This is a genomic window from Lutimonas saemankumensis (assembly GCF_020171465.1).
GTDB lineage: Bacteria > Bacteroidota > Bacteroidia > Flavobacteriales > Flavobacteriaceae > Lutimonas > Lutimonas saemankumensis.
In genome coordinates, this window is the sequence record NZ_JAIUZR010000003.1 from 826,671 (window position 1) to 838,719 (window position 12,049).

Here is a 12,049-nt window from a genome sequence, read left to right on the forward strand (position 1 = left end):
TGGTGACCTGGCTGGGGCTCGAACCCAGGACCCTCTCCTTAAAAGGGAGATGCTCTACCAACTGAGCTACCAGGTCAAATAATTCGGATGCAAAGATACATTCAATTATTAATAATACAAGTGTTTTTATTAAAAAAAAATTAAAGATATTTGCTGTCAATTTACAAACCTATAAATCAGTATTTTATGAAATTTGTCTTACTGGGCTACATGGGAAGCGGTAAGTCAACAGTAGCCAAAGCACTGTCCAACAAGCTTCATTTACCTCACCTGGATCTGGATGATTATATAGAAGAGAAAGAACAAATGTCTGTAAATAAAATATTTCAGACTCAGGGAGAAATCTATTTCAGGCTTCAGGAAAGCAAATTCCTTGAGGAAATACTGAAGATGGATTCAGAACTGGTTCTTTCGGTAGGAGGGGGAACCCCATGCTATTCAAACAACATGGAATTGATCAATCGGTTTTCCAGCTCGATCTACCTGAAAGGGAGCATTCCCACAATCTGTCAAAGACTCAGAAACGAAAAGGATCAAAGGCCCCTAATCGCCGATTTGAACGACGAACAACTCACTGAGTTCGTTGCAAAACATTTGTTCGAAAGGCGAAATTTTTACGAAAAAGCCAATAAAATAATAAGTATCGACGGGAAATCCCTGGAAGATTTATTGACTGAAGTAACGCTGACCCTAAAAGAATATTTAAAATAAGGTATTAATCCAGATAGGCCTCAGCCTTGTTCCCTTTAAATTCTACGTATATATGTTCCTGCATAGAGGTTGAAAGAGAAATACCTTTAAAATCAGCCTTGATGGGGTATTTTTTGTGATTTCGATTGACCAGTACACCTGTTTTAAATCTTTTCAGGGGAACCTCTAAAAAGAGTTTTGCTGCGTAGATCAGGGTTGTGCCTGAATTTAGCACATCATCAACCAACACCAGAGCTTTGTTTTCATATTCCTCTTGCCTAATGCTTGTGATGATTTGTTCCCTGGGCTTCTTTTTATTCATTTGGACCTCACATAAAATCACTTTTATGGGTGAGATGGTTTCAAGTACTTCCTTGATCTTTTTTGCAAAAATGAACCCATTCTCCTTGATTCCTGCTAAAACGATTTCAGTCTCATTAATATTTGATTCATAGATCTGATAAGCTATTCGCTTTGTTTTATGTTGAATTTGCTCGTTATTTAAGATAATGGTCCTTTGCATGTTTGCTTATTTTATCTTTTCAAAAATAATAAAAAGTTCATTCCCAAGTCTCGGTTTTATAGAATTATAACAGGGAGACATGGTACGCAAATGAAAACGTTTTTCAAACGCCAGGCTGTAGGCGTCAGCATCACCCCCAAAAGGAGGGCCTTCATCAGTAAGGCGAAAGTCAAAAAGCAAGCCAACGAGCTTTCCATTATCTTTAAGTAACGAATTCATTTTATTGATATAATCCATTCTTAAAGAAGGATCTAGAGCACAGAAAAAAGTTTGCTCAAGAATCAGGTCATATTGCCCCTGATGTTGAAAAAAGTCTTCTTGTATCAAATGACTTTTAGGAAATTCAGGTACCCTTTTCTTAAAATTTTCAAGAGGCTCTTTAACCAGGTCGAGCACGGTTACATCTGAAAAACCTTTTTTGAAAAGATATGCTGCTTCATAAGCATTTCCTGCCCCCGGAATTAAAATCGATAAATCCTTATTTTCAAGCTGATCTATATACTTTTTAAGAGGAGGGGAGACCTGTCCCATATCCCAGCCTGTCTGGTTGGTATTGTATTTTTCGGACCAAAAGGATGCATCAAAAGTCAAAATCTTCGTCGTTATAGTTATCAATATCCCTGCGATCCTTTTTGGTGGGCCTGCCCGTACCTTTTTTTCGATAATAATCCTTGGAGTATTTCAACAACTCCTGATTCTCAAAAGCCTCCTGTGGAGTTACATCTTTTCTGTAAAGATCAACCAGTTTGGCACCCACTCGATTCTTAGGCAAATCCAAAACTATCATTTCATAATTGATCTGATTCTTTCTGATTGTCAGTTTCTCACCATTGAATACCTCTTTCGAGGGCTTTACATTGGCTCCATCCAGTTTTACATGCCCCTTTTTACAAGCCTCAGTGGCAATGCTCCTCGTTTTATAATAACGAGTACACCATAAGTACTTGTCAATACGCATAGAGTTTATGATTTTTAAAATACCTTAATTCCTTGGATAGATCAAGTGATCAAAATTTAAGACCTCTTGGTCATCTTCCGGTGACCTGACATCCAGCTTTTTCGAATTCAATTGAAACTTGGTCAATTCTCTTTTTGAGGAAATTCCTTCGATATCATCCAGTGCAGCCTTTAACAGGGTTTCATTTCTGTCACCAAATGGTAATACTTCATTCCAGTTTAAAGAATCATCAATTTCAATATCTGGCTCAAATCCATTGATATAATCACTTTGTCCATCCTTGTTAAAAACCTGTATACAAATGGGCTGCATAGCATATTTATGCGAGGGATTCGCATATTCCTCACCGAGATAATCCCTGATCTCAGGTGTATCGTATAAAGTGAGGGAGCCAACATTCTTCCCAGACGTTGTTGTCCCGATCAATTTGATTGAGTTCATATAGGGCAAAAGGCCGTTGATAACCAATTCACTTGCAGATGCCGTGCTTCCCGTTGTTAACACGTACAACCTGTTTAAGGTATTTAACCTGTTTACAGGTTCTTCACCAATCACCTCGAGTTGTGTATTCTGAATCTGCAAAACATCCTGGAATCTGTCTTCGCTATTATACTGTGAATGCTTAGAATTAAATTTGGTCTCGTACATGATTCCGGTTCCAGCCTGTGCATAGATCATGCTTCCAAGATAGGTAGTGGCCAATCCAGACCCGCCACTATTGAATCTCAGATCAAGAACCAATTCATCAATACCGGCAGCCTTAAAATCGGCAAAAACTGCATTTAACTCGTCGTTATAAGAATCGCTAAACTGATTGTACAGTAAATATCCAACCTTTTTTCCACCTATATCATTAAAAATTTTAAAGTAGTGAACCGGATTAGCAGCAACAACCGCTTTTGTCATAGTTATATCCTCAACCGGTGTCAGTACGCCATCTTCTTCTGTTACTGTTGAAAGCGTTGCTGTTTCATCCCCAAGCTGCCCATAAACGGAACTGAAATTACCCGTATTCATCACGGTACCATTAATGGCATTCACAATGTCGCCTCTTTTAAGGCCAGCCATTTCTGCCGGAGATCCTTGTTCGACCAAAAGAATCGAAACAACAACAAACCCTCCTTCTATTTCTACTGCATTCGCCGTAAATCCAAATCGGGTTCTTATCCCTTGAAAAGCATTATTTTGCTCTTCGTAATCATCAATGAACCAGGAATACCTGTCAACTGCATTTGCTGCGCCAACGACAGATATGTGCCTGTAGCACAAGTTATACATCAGATCCCGGTAATCATTATAGCCATTTAAAAAAGTATAGTAATCATTTTGATTGTCATCCTTTGAATCGGCCAGGTTTGCAGAGTCTTCCTGCCAGTTATACCAGGAGTTTAACCCTCTCCAGATAAAATCATTTACCGGATCATTAAGCGTAACGTTGTTACTTCCGTTTCCATTCCCCGGATCAATTACGGGGTCATCATCACTACATGAGAAGACTAAAAAAGTCAAACCCAAAAAAAGGAGGAAAAATTTTTTCATTGTTTTTTGTTAAGTTAAATCATGTTATTTTACTTCGTCATTTTGAATTTTTACAAAAAATTAATTTCATCAAATTTCATTACTGGAGAAGCCGTCACCATTAGGGTAACTCAAAAAAATTTGCGTGAATATACATCTCTTTTTCGAACTTTTGTTCCGGGTCATCGAAATCAAGTTTTAAAGCATCTGTACGCCTTTTGATTGATTCAGGCTTTGCGGCAAATCCTCTGATATCATCCAAAGCAGACTTTAAGACAATTTCATTCTCATCGCCAAAAGGCAGGATGTTGTCCCAGTACTGCCATTCTTTTACTTCTATATCCGGAGCAAATCCTTGTGTGTAATCACTTTCTCCAGATTTGTTAAATATTTGAAATACAATGGGCTGCATGGCATTCTTATGACTTTGATTGGTTGATTTAGCTCTAAAATCGGTACCAGGTGAATCATAAAGCGTTATGGACCCTACATTTTTACCATAGGTCCGTGTACCTATAACTTTGACAGGGATAAAAGGTTTTAAACCATTAATGATCATTTCACTCGCTGATGCTGTACCTCCGGAGGCCAGGACATACAAACGATCTATCGAACTCAATCGATTAATGGGTTCCTGTCCTTCTGAGTCCCCTTCAGCATTGTACTTGTTGAGTGTATTGGAAAAATTATAGGCCCCGTTTGATCCGCTATGCTTTGAATTAAAGATCAGTTCGGCAAAAATATCAGTACCTGCATCCGCATAAATCATACTGGCAAGAAAAGCCGTTGTTTCAACTGAACCGCCTCCATTCAATCTCAGATCCAGCACCAGCTCATTAATTCCTTCTGATTTGAAAAAGGCAAAAGCTTCGTTGAGCTCATCATTGTAAGAAAAACGAAAACCATTGTAAACCAAATAACCAACCTTTTTTCCGCCCACATCCTCAAAAACCTTATAAAAATGTACAGGGTTATCAGCAACAACCGCTCGGGTAATGGTTTTGGAATCTAATTCTTTCAAGGAATTTCCTTCTATCGCTGCAATGGAAAAAGTTACAGTATTATCTGACAAAGAACTCATTACACTACTGTAATTTGAAGTGTTAATACTTGTACCATTCAGGCCACTGATAAGATCTCCCCGTTTCATCCCAGCCTTGAAAGCTGGTGAATCAGGTGATACAAACTCAAGATATAAGATAACGTCTCCGTCATTAGTAACCTGAACAGGCTGATACCTGATTCCAAAAGACGTCGTTATACCCTGAAAAGCCTTTTCCTGAACCTCATAATCCTCGATAAACCATGAGAACCTGTCTACCGCATTTCCATCTCCAACAACACTCCAGTGTTTATAGCATAACTGATACATAAAATCCTCAGCATCGTTATAAGAATTTAAAAACGTGTAGTAATCATTTTTAATATCATCTTTTGTGTCGTCAAGATTTTGAGATTCTTTTTGCCAGTTGTACCAGGAATTCATCGCCTTCCACACAAAATCATTAATAGGTTCGTTCAGGTTAACTTCCTGCCCATCACCATTAACTCCGCCGTCAATAACGGAGTCATCATCACTACAGGAGGCTAAAAACAGAGCCATTCCAAAGAATAGGGGGAGTAATCTTTTCATTTTCAATTTTTTTATTAGCACCTCAAAAATAAGGAATTTTTCACTTTTTTTTATTTTTTATGTAACAAAAGAGATGCCAAATCGTGTTAAAGGTGTAGCAGAATTTATAAATTGCTTTTTTTACTGAAATAAATGAACCAAAAAGAATTTCTGGAAACGGTTTTACCCTTTAAAGATAAGGTGTTTCGATTGGCAAAAAGATTGCTTGTGTCTTCGGATGAAGCAGAGGACGCCACGCAGGAGCTTTACCTTAAATTATGGAGAAACAAAAATAAAATAGAGCAATATGATAATGTTGAGGCTTACGCCATGATGATGACCAAGAATTACTGCCTTGACCAGTTAAAATCAAAAAGAGCATCAAATCTGACGCTGGTTCACAGTAATTATAAGGATGAATCGAGCAGGGAAGAAGAAAATCTTGAATACAAAGACGGGGCAGATATCTTAAAAAGGATGATGAATGACCTGCCTGCAAAACAAAGAATGATCATTCAATTGAGGGATGTAGAAAATTATGAATTTCAGGAAATTGGAAAGATCATGAATATGGAACCGACAGCGATAAGGGTGGCCTTGTCGAGAGCAAGAAAAACATTAAGAGAAAAATTTATTAAAAAACAGAATTATGGAATTGGCTAAAATTGAAAACTTACTGGAAAAATATTTTGAAGCTGAAACCTCATTAAAAGAGGAGGCAATTCTAAAAGATTTCTTTGAACAGGAAGATGTGCCGGCTCATTTAGCAGAGCACAAGGAAATGTTCAACTTCTTTAGTGCTAGTTCCATGGAGTCTTCAGAAAGAAAGATTGAATTAAAGAAACCTGTGAATTTAAACCTCAGATGGCTTTCCATAGCAGCAATGCTAATCTTTTTTATAGGAGTCTATTCTGTTTACCAGGAAAACGAAAGAGAAGAGGAAGAAGCAAGATTGGCCTATATGGAAACTCAAAAGGCTCTTGAACTGATCTCTCAAAGCCTTAACAAAGGTACAGGTGCCATAGCGCAACTGGATAAATTTAACAAAGGTACTGAAGCCATGGCCCAGCTTAGAACCTTTGAGAGTGCGAAGAATAAAGTTTTTAATCAATAAATCTAATAAACAAGTAATAATAAAATTATGAAAATCAATAAAGTCATTTTAGTAGCGGTAATGGTAATGTCAGGATGGATTGCCAGTGCCCAGTCACAATTCGATAAATTTGAAGATATCGAAGGAGTAACTTCAGTAGTGGTAACTCAAAAGGCATTTTCCCTGATGAGTAAGATTGGTCAGGATTCTGATGAAGAATACATGGATCTGATAAAGAACATCAATTCACTGAAGGTTTATGCAACAGAAAGTTCGGAAGTTGCCAAGCAGATGGAAAGCGCAGCAAAGAGTTATTTAAAGTCAGCAAACCTTGAAGAACTGATGCGTGTAAAGGATGAGGGCAGCAATGTTACCATTTATGTCAAAGAAGGTAAGTCTGAAGATTTTGTAAAAGAACTGTTCATGTTCGTAAAAGACAGTGACAGTACTTCAAAAGAGTCTGTGATCATTTCTTTAACAGGTGATATCGATTTGAATCAAATTGCCAAATTGACCGATAAGATGGATCTTCCAGGGGGAGAACATTTAGAAAAGGCAAGTAAACAATAAAATTTAAAACCATGAATAACAAAATAAAAACACTTTCAATCCTCGTCTTAACGACCATGTTCTTTATATCCTGTAATAAGGAAATGACAATCCAGGAATACTATGTCAAAAAGCAGGATAACTCAAACTTTTTAGCCATTGACATCCCTGCAAGCCTTTTTAAGGTCCAGGAAAGCGCCTCTGAGGAAACAAAATCGACAATGGAAAGCATTAAAAAACTGAATGTGCTGGCATTCAAGATCAATGCTGAGAATGCCGATCAATATGCGACAGAGTACGAACAGGTTAAAAAGATCATTAAAGGGAGTAAGTACAATGAGCTAATGCGAATGAAGCACGACAATGTCAACATTGTAATCAATTACCAGGGAGAAGATGATGCCATTGACGAGTTTGTCTTGTTTGCCGCGGATAACGATAAAGGATTTGCCATTGCAAGGGTACTTGGCAATAAAATGGATCCGGCAAAGATCATGAAAATGGCCAAGGATATGGAAAATATCGATAAAGGGGGAGCAGGAGATGCTCTTGGACAATTATCTGAATTATTTGGTGATATTTAAATCTGTTTGTAATATTTAAATCTGGTTAACTTTAATAAACTGCTTCAGCCCAGCGCTGAAGCAGTTTTTTTTAACCCAACTTTAACGATTTGATTTCTAACATTTCATCTATATTTGCGGTCTCAAACCATTAACTTTATTAAAACCATGAATTTTAAAGCACTATTGCTATGCTTTTTTTTAAGTATAGGATTTACATTTGCTCAGGTAACTGAGTCGATCAATACGGAATACAGAGCTGAACGTGAAAAGGTTAGTAACCTGGTTCATACAAAATTAAAAGTAGATTTTGATTTTGATAAAAGTCAGATGAATGGAGAAGCCTGGATCACTTTAACACCTCATTTTTACAATGTAAATGAGTTGGAATTAGATGCCAAATCTATGCTGATTCATAAAATTACTTCAAATGGCAAAGACTTAAAGTATGAATATGACGGTGAAAAACTTCAGATCAAACTGGGCAACACCTATGGCAAAGGCGAAGAATACGAGGTTTACATAAAGTATACGGCCAGGCCTGAAGAAGTAACTCAGCAGGGAAGCGCAGCCATAACCGGGGCGAAAGGACTGTATTTCATTGATCCGCTTGGCGAGGACCCGGAAAAGCCAACCCAGATCTGGACCCAGGGAGAAACCGAGGCGAGTAGCTGCTGGTTTCCAACAATTGATTCGCCAAACCAGAAAACGTCTCAGGAAATCTATATGACTGTTCCTGATCAATACGTAACCCTTTCTAACGGGCTCTTAAAAAACCAAACTAAAAATTCAGACGGAACCAGAACTGATTACTGGAAATTTGATCAAAAACATGCTCCTTATTTATTCTTTATGGGGGTGGGAGAATTTAGCGTGGTCCAGGACAAATGGAAGGAGCTTGACGTGGACTATTATGTGGAGAAAGAATACGAATCGGTTGCAAGAGGAATTTTTGGTTTGACACCGGAAATGATAGGTTTCTATTCTGAATACACGGGAGTTGAATATCCATGGCCAAAATATGCTCAAATGGTTGGACGTGACTATGTAAGCGGAGCAATGGAAAACACAACGGCGGTTCTACATGGAGAGATGGCCTACCAAACGGCCGGAGAACTCATAGATGATAATACCTGGGAAGCTACCATAGCCCATGAATTGTTCCATCACTGGTTTGGAGATCTTGTCACTGCTGAAAGCTGGAGCAACCTGACGATCAATGAATCATTTGCCAATTACAGTGAGTATTTGTGGTTAGAGCATAAGTACGGAAGAGACCATGCAGATGCCCACAGATTAAAGGAGGTAAAAGGGTACCTTACACCGAGCAATGAACTAAAAGACCTGGTAAGGTTTCATTATAACAGCAGAGAAGATATGTTTGATGCCGTTTCTTACAATAAAGGAGGAACCATCCTGCATATGCTGAGAAGTTATCTTGGAAATGAAGCCTTTAAAGCTGGGATGAATCAATTTTTGAATGATAACAAATACGGAACCGGAGAAGCTCATCAGTTAAGGCTGGCTTTTGAAGAAGTAAGCGGAAAAGATCTGAACTGGTTCTTTAATCAATGGTATTTTAGCAACGGTCATCCAAAACTCGATGTTAACTATGTTTACAGTGAAGAGGCAAAAATTGTAACGGTTCAGATCGAACAGACCCAGGAGAATATATTTGAGTTTCCGCTTGCAATAGAAGTTTTTGAAGAAGAAACTCCAAAGCGATATGAAGTTTGGGTGGATCAAAAAACCAATTCTTTTTCTTTCAAATATGAAAATATGCCTAAACTGGTCAATGTTGATGCCGACAGGACGCTTTTGGCGGAATTCAACGATGAAAAGACGGCGGAAAACCTGGTTCACTTATATAAAGTGGGCAAGAAATATGAAGACAGGAAAGAGGCTCTTGATAAACTGATAAACTATCAGGAAAATGAGGAGGTATTTAAAACCTATGAAAACGCTTTAAATGACCCGTATTACGGCATAAGGATCCTGGCGATTAAAAATATTGATCTTGAAGCCAATGGTTCAAAAAAAGCCGTAAAGGCAATTGAAGCCATGGCGGTCAATGATCCAAAAACGCTTGTAAGAGCAGCAGCCATTGATAAACTATTCATTCTTGATGGAGGTGCCTATGTTGATTTGTACCGCGAAGGATTAAATAGTGAGTCCAGCGCTGTAAAGGGTAGCTCCCTTACATCACTCTACTGGGAAGATAAAGAGGCTGCCCTTGCCTATGCGACTTCCATTACAGATAAAATGGAAAAAGAAAGTTTAAAAGATGCATTGATTCCATTATTCATCATGGATGAAACAGAATCAGAAATGCCTTTTGTAGCCAATAATTTAATCGCTGGAATGTTTTTTACGCAAGACAAAGAAAAAGCGAACACCTATAAATCAGGATTTCAGTGGGTTGCCTCCAGTTCAAATGAGGAAGCTACCCAAAATCTCGTGGATTCATTTGTCCAGGTTGGAAATCAATACAAGCAATACGGTGTTGATAAAATGGCTAAACAAGTCTTACAGCAGGTTCTTGCAGTGAAAAATGAATCGGATTTTGACAATAAAGAAACATTGGTAAACATTGTTCAGGACGGACTCACCCGACTTGAATAGAACCAGACATGCATTAAACCAAACAGACCCTTGACATCAAAGTCAGGGGTTTTTTATTTGAGATACTCTTTAAAAGTTCCGTTTTTAAAAAATATCACAATTCGTTCTATTTCCTTGGAGCGCATGCCTTTGTTTGGATCGGCATTTTCTTTGGTTTCCTGTGTTTTTTCTTTAGGAGCGGGATTTACATCCGGTTCGATAGGGGATGCCTTCTTAGGAAAATTACCTTTCCCATTTAAAAGCCAGTACAATTCAACCTGGTCAAATTCTTTAATGACCTTCATAACAAAGTCGAGGCTTGGTCTGTTTCTTCCTGAAAGCAAATGAGAAATACTGGATCTTGGAACCTCAATTCTATCAGCAAAACCCGAGGCCGACAGCTGGTAATACTCCATGATCCTTTTAAGTCTTTCAGAAAATTCGGTATTGTTTATCATTGTAAACTGCTCTACTGTAACAAATGTAAATATTATTATTGATTGACATAACAATATTTATAAATTCTGAGGTATGTAAAGTGAATTAACATGAATATTAAATTGAAGTAAAGTAATTTAAAAACCTGATATAATATATTTTATATAATATTTTAAAGATCAATAAAAATATTTTATAAAACCTTGGTACCAATGCTAAGTTAGGCCTTCACATTGTTTACACTTGTAAAATTATTCTAGATTAATGCTGTTTACAATTGTAAAAATCTAATTGTTTACATTTGTAAAATGAATGAAAAAGAAGTCAGTTCCATTATCGATATATATGGAGCGATCAGAGACGAAAATCTTGATCGCCGTCACCTATCTCTTGAGGATATAAAACCATACATGTCCTCCCTGCCAAAAGATTTTAAGCTGAAGAAAATTGGCCGGTCCTTTGAGGGAAGGGATATTCACAAAATCGTCTTTGGAAGCGGTCCGGTTAATATTCTCCTATGGACCCAGATGCATGGAAATGAAAGTACCGGGACAAGAGGATTGTTCGACCTGTTTAATTTCTTTGACAATTCAAATGAATTTGACCCCTTAAAAGATCAAATTCTCGATAAATGTTCGATTCATTGTATACCTATTTTGAACCCTGACGGAGCACAGGCTTATACCCGGGTAAATGCCCAGGGTATTGACCTAAACCGGGATGTCATTGACAAAAAGGCTCCTGAAAGTGTCGTTTTGCAGGAGGTCCTGCAAAAGATAAAACCCGATTATTGCTTTAATCTTCATGACCAGAGGACAATTTTTAGTGTGGAACCGGGTACTAAAACGGCAACCATGTCTTTTTTGGCTCCTTCAGTTGATGTAAAAAGAAGCATAACCGAGGGTAGAAAAAAAACAATGAGTGTTATTTCTTCGATCAACAGATCCCTGCAACAGGTTATGCCGGGCAGAATAGGGCGTTACACCGATGAGTTTTACCCAACGGCAACAGGAGATAATTTTCAGAAAATGGGTTTCAATACTGTTCTCATTGAAGCTGGCCACAGTAAAGGAGACTACTTGCGAAAGGAATCAAGATTAGGTACATTTTTAGCACTTCTCGAGGGTATAAGGTTTATTGCCTTAGAATCTGACCTGGATCTTCATAAAGACTATTTCAACATTCCCAACAATGAGAAGAAGTACCTGGATATTATTGTGCGAAATATTAACCTGAAAGATGAACTAATGGATATTGGAGTATTATTTATTGAAAAACTTAATAAAGAAGGGAAACTGGAATTTGAACCAAGTGTAAATCAGTTAAGAAATTTAGCTGACTTTAATGCTGATAAGATTATTGAAGGTGAAGGGCTCTTATTTAATGATGAAAAAGATGTTGAGATTTGGGTTAAAAACACGTTTAATTAAAAATTAACCATAAAATACTAATCTTTTTTAGTAAAAAATGTATTTATTTTGACAAATTTTGTCATATTTGCAAT

Annotated in this window: 13 protein-coding genes and 1 tRNA gene; 7 read left to right on the plus strand and 7 right to left on the minus strand. The window is 37.6% G+C overall.

Features of this window, described 5'->3' with window-relative positions:
- Positions 1-76 (minus strand) — tRNA-Lys (locus LCM02_RS05160).
- A 110-nt stretch (positions 77-186) separates the two neighbouring features.
- On the opposite strand from LCM02_RS05160, the gene LCM02_RS05165 reads away from it, so the two are divergent.
- The gene (locus tag LCM02_RS05165) at positions 187-711 is read left to right on the plus strand and encodes a shikimate kinase (RefSeq protein WP_224927259.1); all 525 of its coding nucleotides are present in this window, start codon (positions 187-189) and stop codon (positions 709-711) included.
- A gap of 4 nt (positions 712-715) precedes the next feature.
- Here the strand turns inward: LCM02_RS05165 and LCM02_RS05170 are convergent, their stop codons facing one another.
- The 5 genes from LCM02_RS05170 to LCM02_RS05190 all read right to left on the minus strand — a co-directional run bounded on the left by LCM02_RS05170 (position 716) and on the right by LCM02_RS05190 (position 5,322).
- Positions 716-1,213, minus strand: a complete 498-nt coding sequence (locus LCM02_RS05170; protein ID WP_224927260.1) for a phosphoribosyltransferase family protein — start codon at positions 1,211-1,213, stop codon at positions 716-718.
- A gap of 6 nt (positions 1,214-1,219) precedes the next feature.
- Positions 1,220-1,804, minus strand: coding sequence for a TPMT family class I SAM-dependent methyltransferase (locus LCM02_RS05175; protein ID WP_224927261.1), 585 nt, complete (start codon positions 1,802-1,804; stop codon positions 1,220-1,222).
- The gene (locus LCM02_RS05180; protein WP_224927262.1) at positions 1,794-2,171 is read right to left on the minus strand and encodes an RNA-binding S4 domain-containing protein; all 378 of its coding nucleotides are present in this window, start codon (positions 2,169-2,171) and stop codon (positions 1,794-1,796) included. The genes LCM02_RS05175 and LCM02_RS05180 overlap by 11 nt, the downstream gene beginning before the upstream one ends.
- Before the next feature lie 24 nt (positions 2,172-2,195).
- Positions 2,196-3,710: a S41 family peptidase gene (locus LCM02_RS05185; RefSeq protein ID WP_224927263.1), complete on the minus strand. Its 1,515-nt coding sequence runs from the start codon at positions 3,708-3,710 to the stop codon at positions 2,196-2,198.
- 100 nt (positions 3,711-3,810) lie between these two features.
- Complete coding sequence (locus LCM02_RS05190; protein WP_224927264.1) at positions 3,811-5,322, minus strand: S41 family peptidase; 1,512 nt, start codon at positions 5,320-5,322, stop codon at positions 3,811-3,813.
- Positions 5,323-5,454: 132 nt separating this feature from the next.
- On the opposite strand from LCM02_RS05190, the gene LCM02_RS05195 reads away from it, so the two are divergent.
- The 5 genes from LCM02_RS05195 (at position 5,455) to LCM02_RS05215 (ending at position 10,128) form a co-directional block, all read left to right on the plus strand.
- Positions 5,455-5,964 carry an RNA polymerase sigma factor gene (locus LCM02_RS05195; RefSeq protein ID WP_224927265.1) on the plus strand — a complete coding sequence of 170 codons (510 nt, stop codon included), beginning with the start codon at positions 5,455-5,457 and terminating at the stop codon, positions 5,962-5,964.
- Positions 5,951-6,415, plus strand: coding sequence for a hypothetical protein (locus tag LCM02_RS05200; protein WP_224927266.1), 465 nt, complete (start codon positions 5,951-5,953; stop codon positions 6,413-6,415). Before LCM02_RS05195 ends, LCM02_RS05200 begins: the two co-directional genes overlap by 14 nt.
- A 27-nt stretch (positions 6,416-6,442) precedes the next feature.
- A complete protein-coding gene (locus tag LCM02_RS05205; RefSeq protein WP_224927267.1) occupies positions 6,443-6,964 on the plus strand; it encodes a DUF4252 domain-containing protein in 522 nt (173 codons plus the stop codon).
- Between the two features lie 11 nt (positions 6,965-6,975).
- Positions 6,976-7,527 carry a DUF4252 domain-containing protein gene (locus tag LCM02_RS05210; RefSeq protein ID WP_224927268.1) on the plus strand — a complete coding sequence of 184 codons (552 nt, stop codon included), beginning with the start codon at positions 6,976-6,978 and terminating at the stop codon, positions 7,525-7,527.
- A 147-nt stretch (positions 7,528-7,674) separates the two neighbouring features.
- On the plus strand, positions 7,675-10,128 hold the full coding sequence (locus LCM02_RS05215; protein WP_224927269.1) for a M1 family metallopeptidase: 2,454 nt from the start codon (positions 7,675-7,677) through the stop codon (positions 10,126-10,128).
- Positions 10,129-10,181: 53 nt separating this feature from the next.
- Here the strand turns inward: LCM02_RS05215 and LCM02_RS05220 are convergent, their stop codons facing one another.
- Complete coding sequence (locus tag LCM02_RS05220; protein ID WP_224927270.1) at positions 10,182-10,565, minus strand: helix-turn-helix domain-containing protein; 384 nt, start codon at positions 10,563-10,565, stop codon at positions 10,182-10,184.
- A 288-nt stretch (positions 10,566-10,853) separates the two neighbouring features.
- On the opposite strand from LCM02_RS05220, the gene LCM02_RS05225 reads away from it, so the two are divergent.
- Positions 10,854-11,975, plus strand: a complete 1,122-nt coding sequence (locus LCM02_RS05225) for a M14 family zinc carboxypeptidase (protein WP_224927271.1) — start codon at positions 10,854-10,856, stop codon at positions 11,973-11,975.
- The last annotated feature ends 74 nt before the right edge of the window (positions 11,976-12,049 follow it).

Bases quoted from the DNA above. Each gene is read 5' to 3' on its own strand.
- LCM02_RS05165 (WP_224927259.1), top strand. From the start codon at position 187: ATGAAATTTGTCTTACTGGGCTACATGGGAAGCGGTAAGTCAACAGTA.
- LCM02_RS05170 (WP_224927260.1), bottom strand. From the start codon at position 1,213: ATGCAAAGGACCATTATCTTAAATAACGAGCAAATTCAACATAAAACA.
- LCM02_RS05180 (WP_224927262.1), bottom strand. From the start codon at position 2,171: ATGCGTATTGACAAGTACTTATGGTGTACTCGTTATTATAAAACGAGG.
- LCM02_RS05185 (WP_224927263.1), bottom strand. From the start codon at position 3,710: ATGAAAAAATTTTTCCTCCTTTTTTTGGGTTTGACTTTTTTAGTCTTC.
- LCM02_RS05190 (WP_224927264.1), bottom strand. From the start codon at position 5,322: ATGAAAAGATTACTCCCCCTATTCTTTGGAATGGCTCTGTTTTTAGCC.
- LCM02_RS05195 (WP_224927265.1), top strand. From the start codon at position 5,455: ATGAACCAAAAAGAATTTCTGGAAACGGTTTTACCCTTTAAAGATAAG.
- LCM02_RS05200 (WP_224927266.1), top strand. From the start codon at position 5,951: ATGGAATTGGCTAAAATTGAAAACTTACTGGAAAAATATTTTGAAGCT.
- LCM02_RS05205 (WP_224927267.1), top strand. From the start codon at position 6,443: ATGAAAATCAATAAAGTCATTTTAGTAGCGGTAATGGTAATGTCAGGA.
- LCM02_RS05210 (WP_224927268.1), top strand. From the start codon at position 6,976: ATGAATAACAAAATAAAAACACTTTCAATCCTCGTCTTAACGACCATG.
- LCM02_RS05215 (WP_224927269.1), top strand. From the start codon at position 7,675: ATGAATTTTAAAGCACTATTGCTATGCTTTTTTTTAAGTATAGGATTT.
- LCM02_RS05220 (WP_224927270.1), bottom strand. From the start codon at position 10,565: ATGATAAACAATACCGAATTTTCTGAAAGACTTAAAAGGATCATGGAG.
- LCM02_RS05225 (WP_224927271.1), top strand. From the start codon at position 10,854: ATGAATGAAAAAGAAGTCAGTTCCATTATCGATATATATGGAGCGATC.